Below are 26,415 nucleotides of genomic sequence, written 5' to 3' on the forward strand. Positions count from 1 at the left end.
ACGGCACGACGCTGGAGACGATTGATGGCGCGGTTTCCATCGACGCCTGCGTTCTGGAAGGCAACATCACGTCCGACGTGACGCTGACGGCTGACGCCGCTTACGCCATCTCCGGTCCGGTCTTCGTCGATGACGGCGCGACCCTCACGGTCGAAGCGGGCACGGTCCTGTTCGGCGCGGCCGGCTCCGACTACATCGTCGTTTCGACCGGCGGTCAGATCGATGCGCAAGGCACGGCCAGCGCCCCGATTATCCTGACCTCCCGTCAGGACATGGTGAACGGTTCGGACGACGACATCGACAATTCCGACGCCGTGGCGCTGGCCAGCGACCTCGACGCCGGCGTGAACAATGCCTCCGGTCAGTGGGGCGGCCTGGTCATCAACGGCCTGGCGCCGATCAATGCCTGCGACGGCAGCGCGACGGGCGGCTCCGCCGATTGTCAGAAGTCGGGCGAGGGTTCCTCCGGCCTGTTTGGCGGCGACGACCCCAACGACTCCTCGGGCACGCTCAACTATGTCCGCGTCCAGTTCGCCGGCTTCAACATCAATGACGAAGACCAGCTGAACGGCATCGCCTTCCAGGGCGTCGGCGCCGGCACGGAAGCCGACTATCTGCAGGTCATCAACAACGAAGACGATGGCGTCGAATTCTTCGGCGGCACCGTGAACGTCAAACACGTGGCGCTGCTGGGCAACAAGGACGACAGCTTCGACGTGACCGATGGCTGGGTCGGCAACGCCCAGTACGTCCTGATCCAGCAATCGGTTGACGCGGGCGACCGTCCGTTCGAGCTGGACAATAACGGCGACGACAACACGGCCCTGCCGCGTTCCAACCCGACCGTGTCCAACTACACGGTGGTTCAGAACCTCGACAGCGCCATCAACTCCTTCGGCATCCTGTTCCGTGAAGGCTTCGCGGGCGAGTTCTATAACGGCGTCGTGGTCGGTTCCCCGGCCGCCTGCCTGGACATCGATCAGGACGAGACCTTCGCCAATATCGGCGCCGCCGATGGCCGCGACCTGGTCCTGCAGTCGACGCTGTTCGATTGCGCCGAGCCGTTCTCCGATGACGGCAACAATGTCGACCTGGCGACCTTCTTCAATTCCTTCCCGAACAACGTCATCGACGGCAACACGCTGCAAAGCGGCTACCTGCCGGGCACGCGCGAGCGCAGCATCGGCGTGACGGACGTGAACGCCATCGACCCGTTCTTCGACGATGTCGACACGATCGGCGCGTTCAGCCGCACCGAGACGGCCTCCGACAACTGGGCCACGGGCTGGACGATCGGCTTCTTCGCGGACGCCGATGAGCCGGTCACCCAGGACTGCCCGGCCGGCACGACCGATAACGGCGAAGAAATCGACGGCCAGAAAGTCTGCTCGCTGGAAGGCAATATCGGCGACGATCTGACCCTGGCCGCCGGCCCGATGTACGAGCTGGTCGGCCCGGTCTTTGTCGGCACGGACGCCGGCGCGGATCCGTCCAGCCCTGTCGCTGGCGGCAACCCGGTCACCCTGACCATCGAGGCGGGCGTCACCGTGTTCGGCGCGGCGGGCTCCGACTACCTGGTCGTGACCCGCGGCTCCAAGATCCGCTCCAACGGCACCGCCGAAGCTCCGGTCGTTCTGACGGCCCGGGCGGACGTGGAAGACACCATCACCGACCGCGACAATGCGGGCGGTCTGTGGGGCGGCCTGGTAATCAATGGCCGCGCGCCGATCAACGCCTGTGACGGCGCGGCGACGGGCGGCACGGTCGACTGTCAGAAGTCGGGCGAGGGTTCCTCCGGCCTGTTCGGCGGCGCTTCCGCCAATGACGACTCCGGCAGCCTGTTCTACACGCAGGTCCGCTACGCCGGCTTCAACATCAACGACGAAGACCAGCTGAACGGCATCGCCTTCCAGGGCGTGGGCAACGCCACGGACGTCGACTTCATCCAGGTCGTCAACAACGAAGACGATGGCGTCGAATTCTTCGGCGGCACCGTGAATGTCAGCCACGTTGTCCTGCTGGGCAACAAGGATGACAGCTTCGACATGACCGATGGCTGGGTCGGCGGCGCTCAGTATGTCGTGATCTACCAGAACCCGAACGCCGGCGACCGCGGCTTCGAGATGGACAATAACGGCGACGACAACACGGCCCTGCCGCGCACCGCGCCGAAGATCGTGAACTTCACGACCATCTCCAACCCGGCCAGCGCCGTGAACACGCAGGGCATGCTGTTCCGCGAAGGTCTGGCGGGCGAGTTCTATAACGGCATCATCGTGGGTCACCCGGTGTGCGTGGACATCGACCAGTCCGAGACGGCGGCTCAGGCGGCCAGCGGCGATCTGGTCGCGGGCTCCATGCTGCTGGACTGCCCGACCACGTTTGATGGCGACTCCGACGGCATCGACGAAGCCGGCATCTTCGGCGGCTTCTCGAACATCTCCACGGCAACCAACACGCTCAGCGGCTTCACCTTCCGTGATGACCTGCCGGGTCTGGTTCCGGGCGACGCCGAACAGGATGTCCAGGCGGTTGATCCGGCCACGATCGACGCCTTCTTCGACAGTGTCGACTACATCGGCGCCGTCGAGAACGCTTCGGACGACTGGTACCAGAGCTGGACCTTCAACCCGGCCGACTAAGCAGCGCGGATTGCGCCCGGCGGTTCTCCGCCGGGCGCCTTTCCGTCTTTATTTTTCAAGTTTCGCCCTGGGGGGTTAGGGACGCCAAGATGTCCGACTATCGACTGAAATTCACCGCGGCCCTGTTGTCTTCGACCATGTTCGCGGCGGCCGGGCCCGCCTTCGCCCAAGAAGACACAGGCACCGACATTCAAGCGGCCCCGACCGACGAAATCGTCGTTCGCGGCGCTTATATTCCCGACGAAAAGCGCGTCACCTCGGAAATCACCAGCTTGCTCGACTCGCAGGATTTCGAGACGTCAGGCGACGCCGATATCGCCAGCGCCCTGACCCGCATCACGGGCATCGCGGTGGCCGACGACAAGTTTGCCGTCGTTCGCGGCCTGAATGACCGCTACTCCAACACGCTTCTCAACGGCGCGCTGGTCTCCAGTCCGGAGCCGCTGCGCCGCGCCGTGCCGATGGACCTTTTCCCGACATCCATTATCGGGTCCGCCACGGTTCAGAAAACCTACGCTCCTGAGTTTGGCCTGGATTTCGGCGGCGGCGTGATCGCGCTTGAAACCGTGGCGCTGCCCGACAGCCGCTTCCTGGAGATTGGCGTTTCCGGCAAGATCAATTCCGCGACCACGCTTCGCGATGGTCTGCTTTATAACGGCGGCGGCGACTCCGATTACAGCGGCTTCGATGATGGCCGGCGCAATCTTCCCGAGGCGCTGGAGCCTGTGTTTGCTGACACGAAAATTGATTCCAGCGTCGACCCGGCGGTGCGCCAGGGCATTGCGACCGGACTGGCCGACTGGACAGACTTCGTCGTCCAGAAGGGCGAGCTGGAGCCGAGCGGCGGCTTCTCGATCGAGGCCGGCGACCGCTTTGACCTGAACCCGGATTTCAGCCTCGGCGTCATCGCCGCCCTGGCCCACGATAATGAGTGGTCCAACAAGGAAGGCGTACGCCGCAATATCCGCCTTGGCGCGAACGGCATCGAGACGCGCGACGACTATGCCCGCTTCTCGACCGAGCAGAACATCAATCAGAGCGCGCTGCTGCAGGTTGGCGCGGACATTCTGGACAATCATACGGTCACGGCGACCGGGATGCTGGCGCGGGCCTCGCTCAAGGAGGCGCGCACCCTGCAGGGCTTCAACGCCTCCGAGGGCCGCAATATCCGCATCGACAATACCGAGTGGTATGAGCGCCAGGTCTGGCTGGGCCAGCTGCGCGGGGAGCACATCTTCCCGGCGCTGAACAATGCCTCGATCGACTGGCGCGCGTCCTATTCGGAAGCCATGCGCGATGCGCCGTACAACCGGCAGCTCTTCTATGAAGAAGGCGTCAATCCGGGAACCGGCGAGCAGGTCTTCCGCTATCGCGGCCGGACCGACGGCAACCTCACCGAATTTTCCAAAGTCGAGGACGACTCGACCGACGTCGGCATTGACGGCGTCCTGCCGGTCACGGTGTTCGACCGCGATGTCGAGCTGAAAGCCGGTTGGGGTTACTACGAGAAAAACCGCGACACCTTCCTGCGCCAGTACCGCTTCTCCGGCACGGTGCCGTCCTATCTTCTCTTCAGCCGCATCGACTCGATCTACAGCCCGGAAAATGTTCAGGCTGGCCTGTTCGACATCGTCGAAGTGGGCGGCGTCCTGTTCCCGGACAATTTCCGTGGCCTGCTGGAGATCGACTCCGGCTATGTCGGCGTCGACGCCCAGCTGACGGACTATATCCGCATCGCGGCCGGCGGCCGTTACGAACAATCGATCCAGGTGGTCGATACGTTCAATGTCGGCGAAGTCAGCGGCATCGAGGGCGGTTCGACCATCACCGATTTCGACTCGGCCATCGAGTCCGAATATTTCCTGCCCGCCCTGACCCTGACCTGGAACCCGCTGGAGAATACCCAGCTGCGTCTGGCCTACTCGCAGACCATTGCGCGGCCGCAGTTCCGGGAAACGGCGTTCTCGATCTTCCAGAACACGGAAACGGACGCCACCTTCCGCGGCAACCCGTATCTGACCAATTCCGAGTTCGAGAATTTTGACGCGCGGCTGGAGTACTATTTCTCCCGCGGCCAGTTCGTCACGCTCGGCGCATTTTACAAAAAGATCGACAACCCGATCGAGGAATTCAACATCTCGCTGGGTGAGACCTTCGCGTCGTCCTTCCTGAACGCGCCTTCCGCCGACCTGTACGGTCTGGAATTCGAATTCGAGAAGACGCTGCCGGTCAATGAATGGCTGGAAGGCTGGTTCGGGTTCACCAATCCCTGGCTTGAGTCCAAGGCGTGGAACTTCAAGACCAACTACACCTGGACCCAGTCAGAGGTCAGCGCCGACGGGGAAATCCGCATCGCGCTTCCCTCCGCCGGCGAGCCGGCGCTGGATGTCGTGGACGCGGCGAGCTTCATCGTGGACGGTCGGAACCTGCAGGGTCTCTCGGAGAACCTGTTCAACATCCAGCTTGGCTATGAAGACGACGAGGCGATGTCGCGCGCGACGCTGCTGGTCAACTTCACGGGCGAGCGGATCCGGGCCACGGAAAACCTCAGCTCCAACCTGCCTGCCATTCTGGAAGAGCCGCCGATCACGCTGGACTTCGTCTATAGCCGCGATTTCCTCGCGTGGGGCGGGGATTACACGGTCGGCTTCCAGGTCGACAACATTCTGGATGACGATTACGAGGCGTCGCAATCGGACGGCGCGACGTCTATCATCGTCGATCAGTACGATATTGGCCGGACTTTCTCGGTCAGCCTGAAGCGCCGCTTCTAGGGGCGGCCGAAACCGGCTTCGCAAGGATGCCGGGCAGTCGTATCAACGCATCAACCCCCGAAGCGCTCGCGCCTTGGGGGTTGATGGCGTTGCAATAACAAGAACGGGACTTGTTCTGTGAGCGCAGCCGAAGCTCAAATCAGCGAAAACGCACCGACCGCAGACCGTCAGCAGGAAGCCGCGCCGGCCCTGCGGCGCGCGGCGTTCGGCGCGGAGCTGGCGCTCGCCGTCCTGCTGGCCATTATTCTGGCCCGCCTGATCTGGACATTCGCCGCGCCAGACGCGTTTGCGCCGCAGACCAGCTCGGCCCTGTCGAGCGCGCAGCCGGCGATGCAGGCGCGCGGGGCGCAGGACTGGTCGGTTCTCTGGCGTTTCGACCCCTTCAACCGCAGCGCCGTCGCCGGGACGGCGCAGGTTGAGGACGCGCCGGAAACAACCCTGAACCTGAAGCTGAACGGCGTTCGCGCTGGGTTCAAAAGGGCCGATGGCGTGGCCTACGTGACGCTGCCCGACAACACGCAAGGCGCATTCCGGGAAGGGGAGTCCCTGCTCGATGGCGTTACGCTGGAACGTGTTTTCCCGGACCGTGTCATCATCCGCCGCAATGGCGTGCCGGAAAGCCTCTATCTGGATGGCGGCCGCAAACCCTTCGGGGGCCAGGCGGCATCGGCCGATAGCGAGCGGGTCCAGGCGCCCCGGACCGTCGATGTCGGCGGGCTTCTGGGCAGCGTCTCGCTGGCGCCGGCCTTCGAGGGCGCGCGGTTCCAGGGTTTCCGTATTGAATCCGCGGACGCCGCGCTTCTGGGTCAGTATCAGCTCCGGAACGGGGATGTTCTGGAAAGCGTCGACGGTCAGCGCCTGACTCAGGACGGGGATCCGGCGGCGCTGGCGCAACTCTTTGAACAGCAGGGTGAAATCGAGCTGACGATCAGCCGTGACGGCGACCGCCTCACGCGCCGGATCCAGCTGGGGGACGAAACCGAATGACACGTGAATTCTTCAAGCGGCTCGCCATGGCCGCGCTGATCGCCCTTTCGGGCGCTCAGGCCGCCATGGCCCAGAGCGAGCGCGGTCAGGTGCTCAATCTGCGCGAGGCGGACATCAAGACCTTTATCGAGGATGTCTCCTCGGTGACCGGTTACACCTTCATCGTTCATCCGCAGGTTCGCGGCAATGTCACCGTCACCTCCCAGTCGGCGCTGTCACGCGAGGAACTGTTCGACGTTTTCATGTCGACCATGCGGGTTAATGGCTTCGCGGTGGTGGGCGCAGGCAATGGAACCTATCGCATCGTCCCGGAAGAGCTGGCCGCGGGCGACGCCGGCGCCAGCACCGCGGCGGGGACCGACAATCAGTTCGCAACCACGGTGATCCAGCTGGACAATGTCGACGCGGTCGCAGCGGCCGACGCGGTTCGCCCGATCATCAATCCGCAGGGCGAGGTTACGGCCAATCCCGCGGCCAACACGCTGGTCGTGGTTGATTATGCCGGCAACCTCAATCGCGTGCGCCAGGTCGTCTATGAAATGGACATGGACCGCTCCAGCTTCGAGACCGTGCCGGTCCGCAACATGTCGGCGGTGGAAATGGCCGCGACCCTGCGCGACGTGCTGGGCACGGGCCGCGACGGCCGGCTGGCCGGCGGCGTAACCGTGACGCCGGTGCGCGCGGGCAACAGCGTGGTGATCCGGGGCGAGGGGGCGGAACTCGCCCGCGTTCGCGCCTTGATCGATGACCTGGATACGGAAAACATGCGGCGGGACACGATCCGCGTGATCCGCCTTCAGCACGCCAATGGCGCGGACCTCGTGCCCGTTCTGGAACAGATCGCCGCCTCGGTGGAAACCGTGGCGGAAGGCGGTCCGCCGACCCCAACCGGCGGGCCGCGTATTTCCTATGACGCCGGGACCAACGCGCTGGTCATAAGCGCGCCGACCGAAACCCTGCGAGAGATGGAGCGCATCATCGAAGAACTGGACGTGCGCCGCGCGCAGGTGCTGGTCGAGGCGATCATCGTGGAAGTGTCGGACAACGCGGCGCGTGAGCTTGGCTTGCAATTCTTTTTGGCGGGCAATGAAAACTCCGCCGTGCCCTTCGCGACCACCAGCTACACCCAGTCCGCGCCGAACATCCTGGCGCTGACCGGCGCGGCCCTGACCAACAGTTTCGCGCCCCGCAACAATAATAACGATGACGACGACGATGATGATGACGGCGGTTCCAGCGTCGATGACACGACCAGCCAGATCCTGCGCGAAGCGGCGCTGAACTCCCTTCTGGGGATCAATGGTCTGGCGCTGGGCATTGGCGGACAGAACGATGACGGCGTGATCTTCGGGGCCATCCTGAACGCTGTGGATGACGACACGGATTCCAATGTCCTTTCCACGCCGTCCGTCCTGACGCTCGACAATCAGGAAGCGCTGATCAATGTCGGGCAGGAAATCCCGATCTCGACCGGCGAGGTGCTGAGCGATTCCAACACCAACCCCTTCCGCACGATCGAACGCAAGGATGTCGGCGTGAAGCTGATCGTTCAGCCGCAGATCGGCGCGGGCGAGACGATCAAGCTGTTCCTGCGCCAGGAGGTTTCCTCGGTGCTGGGTTCGGCGAACGTGGTCAGCGGCGAGCTGATAACATCGAAGCGGGAGATCGAAACGACCGTGCTGGCCGATGACGGCGAGGTCATCGTGCTGGGCGGACTGATCGAGGATGACGAGCAGATTTCCATGTCCAAAGTGCCGGTGCTGGGCGACATTCCCGGTATTGGCCGCGCCTTCCGCACGGAAGGGCGCACCAAGCAGCGCACCAATCTGATGGTTTTCATCCGTCCGACGATCATCCGCAGCGCGGCGGATATGCGCGGCGCGACGGACCGCAAATACAACTATATGCGCAACGAGCAGTTCAACGCGACCGATGGAAAGTCGATCACCATGGACGACATGATGCGCGGCGTGATCGGCGCGGACGTCCAGCCGGTCCAGCCCGCGCAGCCGGTACAGCCGCGGTAGGGACGCCATGAGCGAACGCCTCGATCCTGTCCTCGCCTACGCCTTCGCCAAGGAGCGCGGCGTGGTGCTGCTCGGCATGGGCGAGCGCGCGCGAGTCGGTCTGCGCGATGGCGCGGACATGCGGGCGCTGCTGGAGGCGCGGCGCGCGCTGGGCGCGCCGCTGGACGTGGAAACCATGGCGCCGGTGGAGTTCGACCGCCAGCTTTCGGAAATCTATGCCGGCGCCGGAATCGAAGCGGCGGAACTTTCCGACGAGACAGAACAGACGGATTCTCTGGACAGTCTGATCGAGGATTTGCCCCAGACGGCGGACCTTCTGGACACCGGCGACAGCGCCCCGGTCATCCGCCTGATCAACGGACTGATTTCCGAGGCCATCAAGCGCAAGGCCTCCGATATCCATATCGAACCGTTCGAGGACCGCCTCGCCATCCGGTTCCGGGTGGACGGCGTGCTGCGGGAGGTCCTGTCGCCCGCCCGCCGCCTGGCGCCGCTTCTGGTGAGCCGTATCAAGGTCATGGCGCGGCTGGACATCGCCGAAAAACGGGTGCCGCAGGATGGCCGTATCTCCCTGACGCTGGGCGGGCGCGCCATTGATGTGCGCGTTTCCACGCTGCCGTCCCGCTATGGCGAGCGGGTGGTGCTGCGCCTGCTCGACAAGACCGAAATCCGTCTGGATCTCGGCGCGCTGGGCATGGGCGAGGAAATACTGGCCGGGTTCCGGAAAGCCCTGTCACAGCCGAACGGCATTGTCCTGGTCACCGGCCCGACAGGGTCGGGCAAGACGACCACGCTTTATGCCGCCCTGACCGAACTGAACGATCGCCAGAGCAATATCCTCACGGTGGAGGATCCGATCGAATACGGGCTGGACGGGGTTTCCCAGACGCAGGTCAATTCCAAGGTCGGGATGACCTTCGCGGCCGGCCTGCGCGCCATTCTGCGTCAGGACCCGGAAATCGTGATGGTCGGCGAAATCCGCGATGTTGAGACCGCCCAGATCTCGGTCCAGGCCTCTCTGACGGGCCATCTGGTCCTCTCCACGGTTCACACCAACAGCGCCGCGGCGGCCGTGACCCGGCTGCGCGACATGGGGGTCGAGCCCTTCCTGCTGGCCTCCACCATGACCGCCGTGATGGCGCAGCGTCTGGTTCGCCGTCTCTGCCCGGTGTGCAAGGAGGCCTACCAGCCGGACGCGAAAGAAAAATCGCTGCTGGGCATCCCGGCCGATGAGCCGGTGACGCTCTATCGCAAGGTCGGGTGCGGCCAGTGCGGCGGGCAGGGATATGAAGGGCGTCTGGGCATCTATGAGCTGATCATCATCAATGATGAAATCCGCAGCCTCATTCACGACGATGCGCGCGAACTGGACATCGAACGCGCGGCTTTCCGCCACTCCGACACCCTGATGCAGAGCGGCGTGAAGCACGCGCTGAACGGCCTGACGACGTCTGAGGAAATCCTGCGCACCTGCCGCCAGAGTGGTGAGTCCGATGGCGGCGTTTGAGTATGTCGCCGTGGATACGGAGGGGCGCCGGACCAAGGGCGTGATATCCGCCGAGACCGCGCGCGCGGCGCGCCGGGAATTGCAGCGCCGCAAGCTGATGCTGCTGAAGCTGGCCCCGGCGGCGGAAAAGCGGGGCGGTCTCAATCTCTCCGGCCTGCTCAATCGCGGCGGGCGGCTCGGCTCCGGCGAACTCGTGCTCGCCACGCGCCAGCTGGCGCTGCTGGTCAGCGCCTCAACGCCGGTGGAAGAGGCGCTGAACGCGGTCGCCCTGCAGTCCGATTCCGCCGCCATTCGCCGCACGCTTCTGTCGGTGCGCGACCGCGTGGTGGAGGGCCGCCGCCTGTCAGAGGCCATGAGCCTGGAAGGCCGCGCCTTCTCGCCGCTCTATCTGGCTGTTGTCTCGGCCGGGGAGGCGGCGGGCGCGCTGGGCGCGGTGATGGAGCGTCTGGCCGATTATCTGGAGCGCAGCCAGACCATGCAGCGCAAAATGATGGCGGCGCTGGTCTATCCATGCGTCCTGTTCGTGGTGGCGATTGCGGTGGTCACTGCGCTGATGGTCTTCGTGGTCCCGCGCGTGGTCGAGCAGTTTTCCACGCTGGGTCAGAACCTGCCGCTGCTGACCCGGATTTTGATCAACATATCGGGCGGCATGCGCGACTGGGGATGGCTGATTGCGCTGGCGCTGGCCGTGGGCGGTTTCGTTTTCGCGCGCGCCCTGAAGCAGGAGGATTTCCGGCGCGCCGTGGACCGGACGATCCTGAAACTGCCGCTGGCGGGCCGCCTGATCTGGGACGCAGGCGCAGCCCGTTTCGCGCGCACTTTCGCCACGCTGTCAGCCTCGGGCACGACCGTTCTGGATTCATTGAAGGCCGCCCGCGCCACCGCGCCCAACATGGTGCTGCGCGATGCGGTCACCGCGGCGGCCGCCGACGTGCAGGAGGGCGGGGCGCTCAGCACCGCCATGCGCAAGACCGGCGCCTTTCCACCCCTGATGGTTCACATGGCCGCCAGCGGCGAGAATAGCGGCGAGCTTCCGGCGATGTTCGACAAGGCCGCCGACTATCTGGAAAACGAATTCGAGACCGTCACCCAGGTGGCGATGAACCTGCTGGAGCCGGCCATCATCATCCTGATGGGCGGGCTCGTCACCCTGATCATCCTGGCCATCATGCTGCCCATCCTGCAGCTCAATACCTCGGCTATGTTCTAGCCTGAACTTTGGAGGCTCAAGCCCATGGAAAAGCTCATAAAAACGATCAAGAAGAAACGTGACGGCGAAGCGGGCTTCACCCTGACGGAGCTGATGGTGGTGATCTTCATCATCGGGCTTCTGGCGACCGTGGTGCTGATCAATGTTCTGCCCAGCAGCGACCAGGCCCGGGTGGAGAAGGCGCGCGCCGATATCCGCCTTCTGGAGCAAGCGCTGGAGCTCTACCGCATGGACATGCTGGTCTATCCCTCGACCGAGCAGGGACTTGAAGCACTGGTTGAAGTCCCGGACGGGGTGGAGCGCGCCGCGAATTATCGCGAGGGCGGTTATATTCGCCGCCTGCCCAATGATCCGTGGGACAGCCCCTATCAATATGTCTTCCCAGGCGAACACGGCCCCTACGATCTCTACACGACAGGCGCCGACGGCCAGCTGGACGGCGAAGGCCTCAACGCCGATATCGGGAACTGGAACTAAGTCGCTGATGTTGCGCGTGAATCGAAGATACTCGCACGAGGCCGGGTTCACGCTGGTCGAGATGATGGCCGTGCTGGTCATTGTCGGGCTGGCGTCTGCGCTGGTCGTCCTGACGCTGCCTGCGCCGGAAAGCGACGCCGAAAAATCGGCGGAGCGTTTTGCGGCGCTGGTGCAACGCGCGGCGGAAGAGGCGGTCATCTCCGGCAATGCGGTTGGCGTGCGCGTGGACGGCGCGGGATATGATTTCCAGCGCTGGCGGGGCGGGGCATGGATCGCCATGCCGGGGTTCCGCGCCGTGCAGTGGCCGTCGGGCGTTATCGTCAATGTCAGCAGCGACGCGCTATCCGCCGAGCGACTTGAAGTATTGGATGAAGATGACGCGCCGCCGCTGATCCGGTTCGACAGCACGGGCGGCTCCACGCCCTTCCGCGTTCAGATCAGCCGCGGCCAGCAGCGTTTCGTGTTTGAGGGCGATGGCGGCGGCGGTTTCATGCTGGAGCGGTCCGATGCGTGAGCGTAGCGAGGCCGGGTTCACGCTGATCGAGGTGATGGCCGCGCTGGCCGTGTTCGCTATCGCCGGCATCTCCCTGATGCATGTCAGCGCGGAGAACGCCCGCGCAGCCACCCGGCTGCAGGAGGTCACCTTCGCCCGCATTGTCGCTGAGAACGTGATGATCGAGACCGCCATGGCCCAGACCGAACCGGCGAGCGGCGCGGAAGAGGGCCAGGTGAGTATGGCCGGGGTCGACTGGACCTGGCGGCGCCAGATTCTTCCGACCGGCAATCCCGCCCTGCGCCGGGTGGAGGTGACGGTCAGCCTTGCCGGAACGGATCGGCAGGCGGCCGTGCTCAGCGGGTTCATCGGTCCATGACGGTCTCGCGCGAATCCGGTTTCACGCTGGTGGAGATGCTGGTGGCGCTGTTCGTGCTGTCGCTTCTCACAGCGGCGGGCACGGCGATGCTGATGCAGACGCTCGACGGCAAGGAGCAGGTGGAGGCGCGATCTGATGTGCTGCGCGAGATCGACCTCGCCCGGGCGACGCTGAAAAGCGATATTGGTCAGGCGGTCGTCCGTCCTGTGCGCGGCCTGTACGGCGCCCGGGCCGATCAGTTTTTTGCGGGCGGCGACCTGCGGGACGGGGATTCTCAGACCATTCTCTTCCTGGTCCGCCGTGGGTGGGAAAACCCCGGCGCGCTGGAGCGCCGGGGATCGCTTCAGGCTGTGGAATACCGCATTGAAGACGGCGCGCTGATCCGTATTGCCCGCACGCGGCCGGACGCCATGGAACGCACGCCCGAGCAGCGCCGCGTGCTGCTGTCCGGCGTGCAGGAGGCGAACCTGGAATTTGCCCGCGCGGGCCAGTGGTCGCCGGAATGGTTCGGCGGGGTCCGCGCCGCGCCGCAACTGCCTGAAATCGTGCGCCTGACCCTGACCCTGGAAGGCGTTGGCGAGGTCGATCAGCTTTTCATGACCGGCGAGGCGTTCTGATGCTCGTCGACGGCAGGAAGAACGAGCGCGGCGCCGCCCTCATAACGGTCATGCTGATCGTGGCGGTGATGTCGGCGGTGGCGCTCTCGGTCATGGACGACATCCGTTATTCGGTGCGCCGCGCAACCAACGTCCAGCTGCGCGATCAGGCGATGTGGTACGCCATGGGGGCCGAACGCCTGGCCGCCGCCGCCATTGAGCAGGATCGCCGCGCCAGCGAGGAACGCTCCATGCTGGCCGCCGGCGCAGGCCGGGATCTCTATTTCGATATCGAAGGCGGGGCAATTTCCGGCGCGTTACGTGATGCCTCTAACTGCTTCAATATCAATAGTTTGACGGAGAATGTTGAGGGTGGACGTAGCATTAGCGCGGCCAATGCCGCCCGCTACCAGCGCCTTCTCACGGCGCTGGAATTCAATAGCGGCGAAGCCGCGGCGCTGACGGCGGCGGCGGTCGACTGGATCGACACCGACAACGCCCCGCTGGGGGACGGCGCGGAGGATTCCTATTACGCCAGCCTTCCGGCGCCCCATCGCACCGCCAACACGCTGTTCGCCGAGGTTGAGGAGCTGCGCGGCGTGCGCGGATACGGGGAAGAAATTTTCCAACGCATCCGCCCGCATGTCTGTGCGCACCCGAGCGAGAGCGCCTCGCCGCTGAACGTGAATACGCTTCGCCCCGGACAGGGGCCTTTGCTGGTGATGGCGGTCGGCGCCGGGCTGGACGCGGAGGCGGCTGAAAGGGTGATCGCGGAGCGGCCCGATACAGGCTATGGCGATCTGGAGCAGTTCTGGGCGCGCGATGAAATTTCCCGCATCAAACAGGCTGAAGATGCGCGGGAGTTGATTGGCGTGCGCACGGACTATTACACGCTCAATGCCCGCGTCGTGCATTTCGGCGCGGAGTTCTCGCTGTCCACCCTGCTGGCTTCGCCCGGTGGCGGGGATGTCTTCGTGGTGACCCGCCGGTTCGGACAGGATTCATGACCCAGACCCTGTTCATTTTCATCGATCCGGGTTCCGGCGCGCCCGCCTATGCCGCGCTGGTCGATGCGGCCGGCGCCGCGCGCCGTCAGGCCGAAATCGCCGATTTCGATTTCACCGAACTGGAGGCTGAACGCACGGTCCTTGTTCTGCCCGGCGAAGCGGTGGTCACCCACAGGGCGCCGCTGCCGCCGGGCTCCGACGCGCAGGCCCGCGCCGCAGCCGGTTTCGCGGTGGAGGACATGGCGGCCCGGCCGGTGGACGAATTGCACATCGCCATTGGGCCGGAGGAAGGCGCCGGCCGCCGTCTGGCGATTGTAGACAAGGATGTGCTTCAGGGCTGGCTGGACGCTGCCGCGGCGTTGGGCGTGACGCCCGACAGCGTGGTTGCCGATTACGACCTTATCCCGCGCGAGGAAGGAGCGATCAGCGTCGCCATGATCGGCGGGCGCGTTTTCGTCACCGGACCGGGCACGGGGTTCACCGCGGACCCGGACCTTTCCGCCGCAATTCTGAAACAAGCGCTCGAAGGCGCGCGCCTTGGCCCGGTCTGGTCGGAGGATAGCGGCGCGCTTGGCCCGCTGGCGCCGGTTCTGGAAAACGCCGGTCAGGCGCCGCGCGATGACGGCGCGGACTATGCCGCGCTGATCGCCGCCGGCTTGCGCGGCGGCGCCTATACGGAGCTGCTGCAGGGCGCGTTCGCCCGCCGGGCGCCGTTCTTCGCCCAGTGGCGTGTTTTCACCCGCGCCGCGGCCTTGCTGGCGGCCGCCGTGCTGGGCTGTGTCGGCCTGCTGGCGGCGGAGGGTTTTGCCCTCAATCAGCGCGCCGATGAAATCCGCGCAGAGGCCGAGAGCGTCTTCGCGGAGGCCTTTCCGGAAGAAACGCGCATCGTCAATCCGCGCCTCCAGATGACCACCCGCCTGCGCGCTTTGCGCTCGGCCGGCTCCGGCGCCTTCCTCGATCTGGCGACGATCCTGACCGGCAGCCTGGAAGACGTTTCTTCCGCGCGTGTCCAGTCCATGCGCTATGACGCCGAGACCGGGGAGCTGGTCGCCGAGGTGGAATACGCCGCGTTCGAGGACATGGAGACGCTGCGCGCCAATATCGCCGCGCGCGGGGCGGAGCTGGAAGAGGGCGTGTCCCGACAGTCGCAAGGCCGCATCGCCAGTGAAATCGTCGTGAGGACGCCATGAACGCCGCGCTCGCCTGGTGGAAATCCAAGACCGCCCGCGAACAGCGCTTGCTGGCGGGCGCCGTGGCGGCGGTCCTGCTGGTCGTGATCTGGCAGTTCGTTCTGAATCCCGTGCTTTCCTACCGCGCCGAAGCGCGCCGCAACTATGCCTCCGCGGTGGAGCTGATGGACGAGATCCAGTCCGGGGCGCGCGAGGCTGCTGAGCTGCGCCGGAACGCCGCCGCGGCGCCCAGCCGCCCGGAAGGCCCGGTGCGCGCGCTGGTCACCGGCGCGGCGCGTGAAATGGGCCTGACCGTCTCCCGTACTCAGCCGGGCGAGGGCGGGGCGCTGACCCTCTGGCTGGAGGACGCCGATCCGGCTCTGCTCTATCGCTGGCTGGCGCGGGTGGAGCGTGATCTGGGCGTTCCGGTGGAGCAGGTCACCCTGCGCAAGAATGAAGGCCGCGCCACGGTCCGCGCCAATGTCCTGATCCGCGAGGGGGGCGCATGACGCGCTGGCTTGTCATTGCCGGCGCCTCCGCCCTGGCGTTTGTCGCCGCCCTGATCCTGTGGTTTCCGCTCTCTGCCGCGCTGGCGCTGACCGGCGCGCGCGATCAGGGGCTGGATTGGTCCCGCGCGGCCGGCACAATCTGGAACGGCTCCATTCAGGATGCGGAGCTCCAGCGCCGTCGTCTGGGCGATATCGAGGTCTCCTTGCGTTTCTGGCCCTTGCTGACGGGCCGCGTCAGCCTTGACGCCGGGCTTGCCGCGCCGGGCCTGTTCGGTTCGGGCGTGATCACGCTGGGGCCGGGCGACCGCCTGGCGGTGACCGGGGCCAGCCTGCGGGCCGATCTCGCCCGCGCCGAAGGAATCGATCCCCGGCTTCGCGGACGCCCCGGCTCCTTCACGCTCGATCTCGACCGGGTCGTGTTCAATGAAGCCGGCTGTGTCGAAGCCGCCGGACAGGCCTGGACGGATGCGCTGACGCATGGCGATCCTCGCGCCGACTGGCGGGGCCCGCCCCTGACCGGCCCGGCCGTATGCGAGGGGGAGGATCTGGTGGTCCGGCTTGATGGCGATGACGGCGAGGGCGAGTATCGGGTGCTGGCGCGTATGGGGGCGGACCGCGCCCTGACCGTCACAGCCCGCGTGCGCAGCCAAGAGCGTTCGCTGCGCGCTTTCCTACCGCTTCTGGGGTTCCAACGCGATGAGGACGTCTATGTCTATGCCTGGCCGCGCGAAGGCGCTTAGCGCCGCGCTTCTCTTTGCCGCCTGCGGCTGCGCCACGGCGGCTCAGGAAGTTGGAACGCAGCCGGCGCCGGCCTCTGCGACGGACTCCGCCCTGCAAACCGGCGCGGAATTTCCACAGGGCTCAGGCGACACGCTGACGGTCGGGGCCTTGCCCGCGCAGGAATTGAACGCCGGTCAGTGCGGCGTCTTTCTGTGGTCACGCCGGGCCGAGCCGGAATTTGTCTTTTTCTCGCGTCTGGAAGGGGGAACCGCGCTGATGAATGTCAATGGCGCCCTGGTCGCCTTTCAGCGCACGGAAAGCGTCACGGGCGGGGAGGGCGAAACCACGCAGGTCTTCCGCTCGCCCGGCGGCGTTTCGATCAATCTCTCCATGCAAACCGGGGAACAGATGCAGGGCGGGGTCCGCGTGCCGGCCGCCTCCATCCGCCTCACAAAAAAAGACGGCTGGGATCTTGTGATCCCAGCCGCCGGTCTGACTGCCTGCGAAACAGGCTAGGCGTTTATTCGCTTGCGCGTTGTTCCTCGCGGATCGCCTTGAATTCGCTGCCATCATACCATTCAGGCCAGCTTTCGGAATCCGCCAGGTTCTCGCCCAGCTGATACAGGATCTTCAGGTCGGCAACGATGCCGGACATGTCCCAGCTATCGTCGTACTCGTCAGCCACGCCGTGATAGGCGTTGGCGCGGTAGTCGGCCGCAGCCGCTTCGCCGGCTTCCGTGCCGCCTTCGATCAGGTCCTCGCCGCCTTCAGCGTACAGCATCGGCACGCCGCGCTTGGCCAGCGAGATATGGTCGGAGCGGTAATAATAGCCGGCTTCGGCGTTCGGGTCCGGAGTCAGCGTCTTGCCCATCGGCTCGACGACCTCGGCCAGCATGTCTTCCAGCTCGGAAGAGCCATAGCCGATCACCACCATGTCGCGGGATTCGCTGTCGGGCAGCATCGCGTCGATATTGATGCCCGCGACGATGTCCTTCAGCGGCACCACCGGGTTCTGCGCGAAATAGTCGGACCCGATCAGGCCGGATTCTTCCGCCGTGACCGCCAGGATCATGACCGAGCGCGCCGGCGGCGTTTCTCGTTTGGCGAATTTCTCGCCGATTTCAAGGATGCCCGCCGTGCCTGAGGCGTTGTCGACGGCGCCGTTATAGATCGTGTCCTCGCCGAAATCGGCCGGCTGGGCGCCCAGATGGTCCCAGTGGCCGGTATAGAGCACATACTCGTCCGGACGCTCGGAGCCGCGGATCACGCCGCCCACATTCTTGGACTCGCTGCGCTTGACGTCGGACACAACCGTGCCCGAAGCCGTCAGGCCTTCCATTGGCACGGGCGAGAACCCGCGCTCCTTGGCCTGTTCCTTCAGCTCTTCCAGGTCCAGCCCGGCGGCCGTGAACATTTCCTCGGCCTTTTCGCGGGTCACCCAGCCTTCCAGCTTGGCTTTCGGGTCTTCGGTTTCCAGCGAAAGCTGCGGCCCGGTCCAGGAGTTGCGGACCACCGACCAGCCATAGGAGGCCGGTTCGGTCTCGTGAATGATGATCGCCGCGTCCGGCCCTTGCCGGCCGGCTTCTTCGAATTTGTAGGTCCAGCGGCCATAATAGGTCATGGCGCGGCCATTGAAGAGTTCCGGATCCTCGGTCGCGAAGCCCGGATCATTGACCAGCATCACGACTGTTTTGCCGGACCAGTCCATGTCCGCGTAGTCGTTCCAGTCATATTCCGGCGCAACGGAGCCATAGCCGATGAAAACCAGTTCGGAATCCTCGAAAGAAACCTCGTTTTCCATCTGCTTGGTCCAGTAAACGACATCCTCGCCCAGTTGTAGGGAGATGTCGCCGTCCGGCCCGGCTATGGCGAAATCGGACTGTGCCGTATCCAGCGTCGCTTCCACCAGCGGAACGGTCTGGGTGTATCCGGCGTCGCTCATCGGCTCCAGGCCGATGCGCTGCATTTCCTGGGTCACCCACTCCACCGTGCGCTCGCCGCCCGGGGTCGCCGGAGCGCGGCCTTCAAAGGCGTCGCTGGCGAGAATTTCGATGCGATTGGCGACATCTTCGGCCGTGATTTCGGCGACGGAGTTGTCGACTTCGGCCTGGGCGGCCTGAACGATGGCCTCGGAATCGTCTTCCCCGGCGGCCATGTCCTCTTCCGCCATGCCGTCTTCGGTCATGGCGTCGCCGTTCATTTCGGCGGAATCGGCCGCATCGCCGGTTTCGGCGGCGGTATCTTCAATCTCTGTATCGGTCTGGTCTCCGCAGGCGGCCAGCGAAATCGCCAGAACCGACGCGGCGGCTAAAAAGCGCATTGGTGTCTCCCTCGAGTGTTATTTTTCTGCCGCATTGGAAGCGCGTTTCGCGGCGCGCCGCAAGGGCGGCGGCTTGTCGCGCTTCCGCGCGCCGGGGGTCTCCGGCGCGGCGCGGCGAGTCTATCCGTTATTCTCTGGGTCCTTGGCCTCGATTTTCATGTCCCCATCTTCCTCGGCCTCGATCGTTCCGGCGGGCGTTTCGATGGTCACGGTTTCCTCGTCCTCACAGGCGGCAAGGGCGAGCACGGCAAGAATCACGGGGGCGGCAATACGCATGATGTAGTCTCCATGAAATGAAAACGGCGGACCGGGAAAACCCGATCCGCCGCACGCAATCTGATCAGTTTTCGTTGACGTTGACGTCGCCGTCTTCCTCGACTTCGACCTCGCCGGCCGGGGTTTCGATCTCGGCCTCGTCTTCACAGGCGGCAACGCCGAGCATGCCAAGGGCGGCCAGCGCCGCGATATATTTCTTCATGGTCTTTTTCCCCTTGTTTTCACGCCATCGGGGCGCGGGTCGGGGCTTAAACGCATGAACGCGGTTTTTTATCCATCATCAGGCAGCGGAATATGTTCATGCTCGCCCGGGGGCAGGGTGAACGGCCCGCCTTCGGGGAAACCGTCCTGCGCCGCGGCGGTCCAGTCGCGCTTGGCCTGTTCGATGCGATCGGGCCGGGAACTCACATAATTCCACCAGATCTTGCGCTCGCCGACAGGCTCACCCCCCAGCAGCATCAGGCGCGTGCGGTCCTTCGCCAAAACGCGAACCGGCGCGTTTTCGCCCAGAACCGCCATTTCGCCTTCGCGCACGGCCGCGCCGTCAATTTCCACTTCCCCGAACACCACGTAGATCGCGCGTTCGGTATAGTTGTCCGGCGCGGCCAGCGTGGTTCCGGCCTCCATCTCCGCCTGCAGATAGAAAAGCGGGGAAAGATGCTGAACGGGTGATTCCACCCCGTAGGCTTCGCCCGCAATCAGGGTCAGCGCCGCGCCGCCATCGCTGGTTAGCGTGGGCAGTTCGTTCGGCGTGTGATGGAAGAAGCCGGGATCGGCTTCCTCGTGCTCGTCCGGCAGAGCCACCCAGCTCTGGATGCCATGCAGACGGTGACCGGCTTCGCGGTCCCCATCATCGGTGCGCTCGGAATGGGCGATGCCGCGGCCCGCCGTCATCCAGTTCACCGCGCCGGGACGGATCACCATATCCGTGCCCAGGCTGTCGCGGTGGCGCAGGCCGCCATCGAACAGCCAGGTCAGGGTCGCCAGATTGATGTGCGGATGAGGCCGGACATCGATGCCCTTGCCCGGTTCGAACACCGCCGGGCCGATATGATCAAAGAAGATGAACGGCCCGACCATGCGCCGTCTGGCGTAAGGCAGGACGCGGCGGACGGAAAACCCGCCCAGATCGCGGGGCCGGGCATTGATAATCAGGTCAATCGCCTTGCAGGGCGCTTCGCGCTCATCATCCGCCGGAACTTCTTCGGAATAACGGGACATGCCTGCCTCTCCTGCACAGCTAGATGGCGATAACCAACAGTCCCCCGAGATAGAACAGGAGAACCGCAAAGCTTTCAAATCCGATATTGGCGAATCCATGCGGCTGGCGGCGCAGCAGACCCATGAGAAGGATCGTCGTCATAACCACCGCCAGGACGCTCAGGAACACGGTGTCGGCGCCCATGACGTGATAGATCGAGCCTTCGCGATAAGCGGCGTCGGCGGCGCCGGCGAACAGCACGTCGAACGTATTGCCGCCCAGTATGCCGCCTACCGCCAGTTGCAGCGCCCCGCGCCGCACCGCCGCGATCGTCGTCACCAGTTCCGGGGTCGATGTCGCCAGCGCAGTAAAGACCGCGCCCACCAGGCTTTCCTGCAATCCGGCGGTTTCGATCAGGCCGATGCCGGTCTGCGCCACGGCAAACCCGGCGACCGCCGTGATCAGACCCAGAAACGCCACCTCGGCCGATAGGCGCACGATGCTGTGCTTGCCGTGATCGTCGTCAGGCCGGTCATAGCGCGTCTCGGTGGTCTGCTCCGCCTTCCACATCGGATATTTGCGGGCTTTCAGGGCCACGTCCTTGCTGAACAGATAGGCGGCGAACAGGAAGGGCGTGACCGGGTGAACGCCCAGAATGGAAACCTCCGGCCCGGACGCGGCCAGCAGCACCAGCGCGATCAGTCCGATCAGCGCCGCGCCGTCCACCAGATTGGCCAGCGATACCGCAGCATGCTCCAGATTGGCCCGGCGATAGGCGAAATCGGCGATGACCAGAAACGCCGTCTGCGCCGCAATGCCGCCCATGGCGTTGGAAACGGCCAGTTCCGGGTGATTCTGCGCCGCGGCGGCGACGGAGGTGACAATGCCGGGCAGGGACGTAATCGCCCCCATGATGATCGCCCCGGTCATCGCCTCGCCCAGCCCCGTGGCGTCGGCTAGCTTGTCCGCGGCCCCGGCCAGCCGCGACCCGGCCGCAAGAATTATGGCGGCCGCAGCCAGAAACAGCAGGATCAGGACAGGAAGGGGCAGGGCGGCGGGGTTTGGCATTGCCTTCCCAATGCGGGCGCGGAGGCCCTTGTTCCGGCCGGTTAACCGTCTGCGCCGCTTGTGAGGGGGGCAAGGCCCCGTTAGGTTGCGCGCGCCGCGTCGAAAGGGCGCGCGGCGGCTATAAAAAACCCGATGTCCGATCCCACCCGCACCTATCTCGATTTTGAACGTCCCATCGCCGAGCTCGAGGCGAAGATCGAAGAGCTCGAATCCGCCGCCGGCTCGAACGGCGAGGGCGATGACGGCGTCGATGTGGCTGATGAAATCAAGCGCCTGCGCGAAAAGGCCGCTGACCAGCTGCGCAAGACCTATGCGAATCTGACGCCCTGGCAGAAGACGCAGGTGGCCCGGCATCCGGACCGCCCGCACTTCCACGACTTCCGATCGAACCTGATCGAGGCCTTTACCGAGCTGTCAGGCGACCGTTCCTTTGGCGAGGATCCGGCGATTCTGGGCGGCACGGGCTGGATGACCAAACGCCCCGTGCTGGTGATCGGCCATGAGAAAGGCCGCGACACCCAGACCCGCCTGCATCACAATTTCGGCATGGCCCGCCCGGAGGGTTACCGCAAGGCGGTACGCCTGATGGATCTGGCCGAGAAATTCCAGATCCCGGTGGTCAGCTTTGTCGACACCGCCGGCGCCTATCCGGGTCTGGGCGCGGAAGAACGCGGACAGGCCGAGGCCATCGCCCGCTCGACCGAGCGCTGCTTGACGCTGGGCGTGCCGATGGTGACGGTCATCACGGGCGAGGGCGGCTCCGGCGGCGCCATTGCGCTGGCCGCGGCCAACACCGTCCTGATGATGGAGCACTCCATCTATTCGGTGATCTCGCCTGAGGGCTGCGCCTCTATCCTGTGGCGCGATCAGGCCAAGGCCAAGGACGCGGCGGAGGCCATGAAGATCACCGCGAACGATCTTCAGGACCTGCACGTCATCGACGACATTATCCAGGAGCCGATGGGCGGCGCCCATCGCGCCCCTTCTGAGACGATTCAGAGCGTCGGCAAGGCGATTGACCGGGCGCTGGCCTCGTTGGAAAACCGCAGCGCGGACGAGCTTCGCGAGCAACGCCGCGAACGCTTCCTGCGCATCGGGAGGGAACTCAGCTAGCCCTCTTAAGCGCCGTAGAGGCCCGCCCCGACGCCCAGCAGCGTCAGCACGCCCAGCACCGCGAACATCAAGGCGGCGAGGCCATGCACCAGCCGCACCGGGATCCGGTGTGCGGCGCGCTCGCCCAGCAGCACCGCCGGCGCATTGGCCAGCATCATGCCCAGCGTGGTCCCCGCAATCACGGCGGTCAGCGCCTCGAACCGGGCGGCCAGCGCCACGGTGGCGATCTGCGTCTTGTCGCCCATTTCCGCCATGAAAAACGAGACCAGCGCCGCCCCGAACGCGCCCATCGCGCCGCCATGCGTCTTCAGGCCGTCATCGGAATCCGGGATCAGCACCCATCCCGCCATGGCCAGAAAGGTCAGGCCCAGCAGCCAGCGCAGGACATCGGGTCCAAGGAACGCGGACACCGCCGCGCCAACCGCCCCGGCCAGGGCGTGGTTGAGGATTGTGGCGGCCAGAATGCCAAGCAGGATGGGAACGGGTTTGCGGAAGCGCGCGGCCAAGATGAAAGCCAGCAATTGCGTCTTGTCGCCAATTTCGGCCAGCGCGACGACGCCCGTGGAAACCAGAAACGATTCCATATCTTGAACTTTTCCGGGACGGGCGGAGCTTCGCGAATCCAATGACGCAAAGCGCTCCGCCCGTCCCGGCTGAAGCGCTCGGCGTCAAAGGTCTCGCCAAACCCGTTCGGGCCTGAACGCGCCACCGGCACAAAGCCGGAGTTTGTTGACGCGCTCTCCTCTCGCAAATCGGAGGACGGCTACTCCCCAATGACAGGGCGCTGTCTAACCGAATGCGGGGAGCGGCGCAAAGGGCAATCGCAACAATAAAAGGCCCGGCGCGGGGCCGGGCCTTTTAATCAGAGCAAGCAATGTGCGCTGTCCTAGGCGTCGGCCGAGACCGTCCCGTGGCAGTGCTTGTATTTCTTGCCGGAGCCACAGGGGCAGGGCGCGTTGCGCGGCACCTTGCCCCAGCTATCGGGGTTGTTCGGGTCCAGCCGCGCCTGTTTGGGCATGGTCGAGGCTGACGCCTGAGCTTCTCCATCCCCCATCTCGTTCCGGCCCGTATGCGGATCGATATGCTGGGCCTGCATTTGCGGCGGCTCGGGCGCCTTGGGCGGTTCCACGGAGACGCGGATGCGCATCAGCGTGCGCGTCACCTTCTCCCGCAGGTCCACGATCAGCGCCTCGAACAGATTGAAGGCCTCGGTCTTGAACTCGTTCAGCGGGTCGCGCTGGGCATAGCCGCGCAGGCCGATGACCGAGCGCAGCTGGTCCAGCTCCCGCAGGTGCTCGCGCCAGGATTCGTCGATCGTGCGCAGCAGCATCTGCTTCTCGACCCGGCGCATCAGGTCCGGCCCCAGTTCGGTGACGCGCTGGGCGTAGCGGGAATCCACCGCCTGAACCAGACGGTTCTGGATTTCCTCGTCGGCGATGCCTTCTTCCTTGGCCCATTCGGCGATCGGCGGCTCAATGTCGAAGACATCCTTGATCTCTTCGGTCAGTCCCGCGATGTCCCACTGCTCGGCATAAGCCTTGGGCGGGACGTAATGGGCGACCTTGTCCTCGATGACCTGGTGGCGCATGTCGCGCACGGCCTCGTCGACATTGTCCTCGGTCATGAATTCGATGCGCTGCTCGAAGATCGCCTTGCGCTGATCGTTCATGACGTCGTCGTATTTCAGCAGGTTCTTGCGGATCTCGAAGTTCCGCTCCTCGACCTTGCGTTGCGACGTTTCCAGCGCCTTCGACATCCACGGATGGGCGATGGCCTCGCCCTCCTTCATGCCGAACGTCTTCATGATGTTGTCCAGACGCTCCGGCGCGAAAATGCGCAGCAGATCGTCTTCCAGACAGACATAGAATTTGGATTTGCCGGGATCGCCCTGCCGGCCCGAACGGCCGCGCAGCTGGTTGTCGATGCGCCGGCTTTCGTGGCGTTCGGTGCCCAGCACGTACAGGCCGCCGGACTCCTTCACCACGCGCTTGTCTTCGGCGATGGCGGCGGCGATTTTCTCGCGCTCTGCCTCGATCTCGGCCTCGGTCGGCTCCTTGCCCTTCCCGGTCTGCTCCTCCATCCACTTTTCCAGCAGCATATCGGCGTTGCCGCCCAGCTGGATGTCGGTGCCGCGGCCGGCCATGTTGGTGGCCACCGTGATCGCGCCCGGTACGCCGGCCTGGGACACGATGAAGGCTTCCTGTTCGTGATGGCGGGCGTTCAGCACCGCGTGCTCGATGGGCAGCTTTTTCAGCATTTCCGCCATGGACGGGCGCTCGACCGCCGCGTCGGCCTTCTCGCCGGCCGCCTTGCGTTCCTCGGCGGTGCGATAGAGATGGCCCAGCGTCTGGCGGAAGAATTTCTTGTCGGAGAGCAGCTTGGACAGCACTTCCGACTTCTCGATGGACACCGTGCCGACCAGAACCGGCTGGCCCTTCTCGCGCCGCTCGATCAGGTCGTCGATGATGGCGGCGTATTTTTCCGGCGCCGTGCGATAGACCTCATCGTCATTGTCTTCGCGTTCGATCGGCTTGTTGGTCGGAATTTCGACCACGCCAAGGCCGTAGATATTCTCGAACTCCCCGGCCTCGGTCGCCGCCGTGCCGGTCATGCCGGCCAGCTTCTTGTAGAGGCGGAAATAGTTCTGGAAGGTGATGGAGGCCAGCGTCACGTTTTCTGGCTGGATCTCGACGTCTTCCTTGGCCTCGATGGCCTGATGCAGGCCTTCGGAGAGGCGCCGACCCTCCATCATCCGGCCCGTAAACTCGTCAATCAGGACAACCTTGTCGTCCTTGACGATATAGTCCTTGTCCTTGGTGTAGAGCTTGTGCGCGCGCAGCCCCTGCTGGACGTGATGCACGACCGAGACATTGGTCACGTCATACATGTCCGTGTCCGGCTCCAGCAGCTCGTGCTGGATCAGGATCTGCTCGATATGCTCGTTGCCCTCCTCGGTCAGCACGACCGAGCGCTGCTTCTCGTCCAGCTCGAAATCCTCGTCGACCAGCTCCGGGATCACCTTGTCGACCTGACGGTAGAAATCGCTGCGGTCGTCGGTGGGGCCGGAAATGATCAGCGGCGTGCGGGATTCGTCGATCAGGATGGAGTCCACCTCGTCGACAATGGCGAAGTGGTGGCCGCGCTGGACCATGTCTTCCAGCGCGTACTTCATGTTGTCGCGCAGATAGTCGAAGCCGAACTCGTTGTTCGTGCCGTAGGTGACATCCGCGGCGTAGGCGGCGCGGCGCTCGTGATCGACCATGCCGTGAATGATGCAGCCCACGGAAAGGCCCAGGAAATTATAGACCTGGCCCATCCATTCGGCGTCGCGCGAGGCGAGATAGTCGTTGACCGTAATGACATGCACGCCGGTTTCGGGAATGGCGTTCAGATACACCGCCAGCGTGGCGACCAGCGTCTTGCCCTCGCCGGTCTTCATTTCCGCGATATCGCCCTGATGCATCACGATGCCGCCGACCAGCTGTACGTCGTAATGGCGCTGGCCCAGCGTTCGCTTGGCGGCCTCGCGCACCGTGGCAAAGGCTTCCGGCAGCAGGCCGTCCAGCTTCTCGCCGTTCTTGTAACGCTCCCGGAACTCGGCCGTCTTGGCTTTCAGCTGATCGTCGCTGAGCGCCTCGAATTCAGGCTCCAGCCCGTTGATCTTGTCGATCGTCCCCTGCATGCGTTTGACAACGCGCTGATTGGAAGACCCGAAAAAGCGTTTGGCGAAATTGAGCATAGGTAGACGGATCGCAATTCTTTAGCGGCGCAGAGAGATGGAACGGTCTGGCCAGTGAAATGGGACCGGGCCGATCAGTATTAAAGCCCTTGAATTCAGGGTCTGATGGTCCGACTTGCACTCGGCGCTGACTTAAGAGCGGCCCCGTGCCCTGTCAACGAAGCCGCGCGGCGGCTAGATTGCCGCCAACCCGTGTCCAAG

The 26,415-nt window shown here is 64.8% G+C and carries 23 protein-coding genes and 1 riboswitch; of the genes, 16 read left to right on the plus strand and 7 right to left on the minus strand.

Annotated elements, in window-relative coordinates:
- The 15 genes from H2040_RS07550 to H2040_RS07620 all read left to right on the plus strand — a co-directional run.
- Window positions 1–2,642: beta-helix domain-containing protein (locus tag H2040_RS07550; protein ID WP_287156472.1), on the plus strand; the 2,642-nt coding region annotated here is incomplete at its 5' end.
- A gap of 89 nt (window positions 2,643–2,731) precedes the next feature.
- Window positions 2,732–5,416, plus strand: coding sequence for a TonB-dependent receptor domain-containing protein (locus H2040_RS07555; protein WP_287156474.1), 2,685 nt, complete (start codon window positions 2,732–2,734; stop codon window positions 5,414–5,416).
- A 117-nt stretch (window positions 5,417–5,533) separates the two neighbouring features.
- Window positions 5,534–6,403, plus strand: a complete 870-nt coding sequence (locus tag H2040_RS07560; RefSeq protein ID WP_287156475.1) for a type II secretion system protein N — start codon at window positions 5,534–5,536, stop codon at window positions 6,401–6,403.
- Window positions 6,400–8,430 carry a type II secretion system secretin GspD gene (gene gspD / locus H2040_RS07565; RefSeq protein ID WP_287156476.1) on the plus strand — a complete coding sequence of 677 codons (2,031 nt, stop codon included), beginning with the start codon at window positions 6,400–6,402 and terminating at the stop codon, window positions 8,428–8,430. Before H2040_RS07560 ends, gspD begins: the two co-directional genes overlap by 4 nt.
- Window positions 8,431–8,437: 7 nt before the next feature.
- Window positions 8,438–9,937, plus strand: coding sequence for a type II secretion system ATPase GspE (gene gspE, locus H2040_RS07570; protein ID WP_287156477.1), 1,500 nt, complete (start codon window positions 8,438–8,440; stop codon window positions 9,935–9,937).
- Window positions 9,924–11,147 (plus strand): type II secretion system inner membrane protein GspF, encoded by a 1,224-nt coding sequence (gspF, locus tag H2040_RS07575; protein ID WP_287156478.1) that lies wholly within the window; start codon window positions 9,924–9,926, stop codon window positions 11,145–11,147. Before gspE ends, gspF begins: the two co-directional genes overlap by 14 nt.
- Before the next feature lie 24 nt (window positions 11,148–11,171).
- On the plus strand, window positions 11,172–11,624 hold the full coding sequence (gene gspG, locus H2040_RS07580) for a type II secretion system major pseudopilin GspG (RefSeq protein WP_287156479.1): 453 nt from the start codon (window positions 11,172–11,174) through the stop codon (window positions 11,622–11,624).
- A 16-nt stretch (window positions 11,625–11,640) separates the two neighbouring features.
- Window positions 11,641–12,138 (plus strand): type II secretion system minor pseudopilin GspH, encoded by a 498-nt coding sequence (gene gspH / locus H2040_RS07585; protein WP_287156480.1) that lies wholly within the window; start codon window positions 11,641–11,643, stop codon window positions 12,136–12,138.
- Window positions 12,131–12,496: a type II secretion system minor pseudopilin GspI gene (gspI, locus tag H2040_RS07590; RefSeq protein WP_287156481.1), complete on the plus strand. Its 366-nt coding sequence runs from the start codon at window positions 12,131–12,133 to the stop codon at window positions 12,494–12,496. Before gspH ends, gspI begins: the two co-directional genes overlap by 8 nt.
- The gene (gene gspJ, locus H2040_RS07595) at window positions 12,493–13,113 is read left to right on the plus strand and encodes a type II secretion system minor pseudopilin GspJ (RefSeq protein ID WP_287156482.1); all 621 of its coding nucleotides are present in this window, start codon (window positions 12,493–12,495) and stop codon (window positions 13,111–13,113) included. Before gspI ends, gspJ begins: the two co-directional genes overlap by 4 nt.
- A complete protein-coding gene (gspK, locus tag H2040_RS07600) occupies window positions 13,113–14,099 on the plus strand; it encodes a type II secretion system minor pseudopilin GspK (RefSeq protein WP_287156484.1) in 987 nt (328 codons plus the stop codon). The genes gspJ and gspK overlap by 1 nt, the downstream gene beginning before the upstream one ends.
- Window positions 14,096–15,289, plus strand: coding sequence for a type II secretion system protein GspL (gspL, locus tag H2040_RS07605; RefSeq protein WP_287156485.1), 1,194 nt, complete (start codon window positions 14,096–14,098; stop codon window positions 15,287–15,289). The genes gspK and gspL overlap by 4 nt, the downstream gene beginning before the upstream one ends.
- The gene (locus tag H2040_RS07610; RefSeq protein ID WP_022697258.1) at window positions 15,286–15,777 is read left to right on the plus strand and encodes a type II secretion system protein M; all 492 of its coding nucleotides are present in this window, start codon (window positions 15,286–15,288) and stop codon (window positions 15,775–15,777) included. Before gspL ends, H2040_RS07610 begins: the two co-directional genes overlap by 4 nt.
- Window positions 15,774–16,517, plus strand: a complete 744-nt coding sequence (gspN, locus tag H2040_RS07615; RefSeq protein WP_287156486.1) for a type II secretion system protein N — start codon at window positions 15,774–15,776, stop codon at window positions 16,515–16,517. Before H2040_RS07610 ends, gspN begins: the two co-directional genes overlap by 4 nt.
- The gene (locus tag H2040_RS07620; RefSeq protein WP_287156487.1) at window positions 16,486–17,013 is read left to right on the plus strand and encodes a hypothetical protein; all 528 of its coding nucleotides are present in this window, start codon (window positions 16,486–16,488) and stop codon (window positions 17,011–17,013) included. Before gspN ends, H2040_RS07620 begins: the two co-directional genes overlap by 32 nt.
- A 4-nt stretch (window positions 17,014–17,017) precedes the next feature.
- Here H2040_RS07620 and H2040_RS07625 read toward each other — a convergent pair whose 3' ends face one another.
- The 5 genes from H2040_RS07625 to H2040_RS07645 form a co-directional block, all read right to left on the minus strand.
- Window positions 17,018–18,817, minus strand: a complete 1,800-nt coding sequence (locus tag H2040_RS07625; RefSeq protein ID WP_287156488.1) for a M28 family metallopeptidase — start codon at window positions 18,815–18,817, stop codon at window positions 17,018–17,020.
- A gap of 120 nt (window positions 18,818–18,937) precedes the next feature.
- Entirely contained in the window at window positions 18,938–19,093 is a 156-nt protein-coding gene (locus H2040_RS07630; RefSeq protein WP_022697254.1) for a hypothetical protein, read from the minus strand.
- A gap of 64 nt (window positions 19,094–19,157) precedes the next feature.
- On the minus strand, window positions 19,158–19,295 hold the full coding sequence (locus H2040_RS07635; RefSeq protein ID WP_022697253.1) for a hypothetical protein: 138 nt from the start codon (window positions 19,293–19,295) through the stop codon (window positions 19,158–19,160).
- Between the two features lie 68 nt (window positions 19,296–19,363).
- A complete protein-coding gene (locus H2040_RS07640) occupies window positions 19,364–20,314 on the minus strand; it encodes a pirin family protein (protein WP_287156489.1) in 951 nt (316 codons plus the stop codon).
- A gap of 19 nt (window positions 20,315–20,333) precedes the next feature.
- A complete protein-coding gene (locus H2040_RS07645; RefSeq protein WP_287156490.1) occupies window positions 20,334–21,362 on the minus strand; it encodes a sodium:calcium antiporter in 1,029 nt (342 codons plus the stop codon).
- 132 nt (window positions 21,363–21,494) lie between these two features.
- Between H2040_RS07645 and H2040_RS07650 the strand changes: the two genes are divergently transcribed.
- On the plus strand, window positions 21,495–22,475 hold the full coding sequence (locus H2040_RS07650) for an acetyl-CoA carboxylase carboxyltransferase subunit alpha (protein WP_287156492.1): 981 nt from the start codon (window positions 21,495–21,497) through the stop codon (window positions 22,473–22,475).
- Between the two features lie 5 nt (window positions 22,476–22,480).
- On the opposite strand, the gene H2040_RS07655 is transcribed toward H2040_RS07650, so the two are convergent.
- Window positions 22,481–23,059, minus strand: a complete 579-nt coding sequence (locus tag H2040_RS07655) for a TMEM165/GDT1 family protein (protein ID WP_287156496.1) — start codon at window positions 23,057–23,059, stop codon at window positions 22,481–22,483.
- A gap of 25 nt (window positions 23,060–23,084) precedes the next feature.
- Window positions 23,085–23,259: riboswitch (yybP-ykoY riboswitch) on the minus strand.
- Between the two features lie 102 nt (window positions 23,260–23,361).
- Complete coding sequence (secA, locus tag H2040_RS07660) at window positions 23,362–26,214, minus strand: preprotein translocase subunit SecA (RefSeq protein ID WP_287156498.1); 2,853 nt, start codon at window positions 26,212–26,214, stop codon at window positions 23,362–23,364.
- Window positions 26,215–26,415: the final 201 nt, after the last annotated feature.

Origin of the sequence: Euryhalocaulis sp., from assembly GCF_013911995.1 — a bacterium.
GTDB lineage: Bacteria > Pseudomonadota > Alphaproteobacteria > Caulobacterales > Maricaulaceae > Euryhalocaulis > Euryhalocaulis caribicus.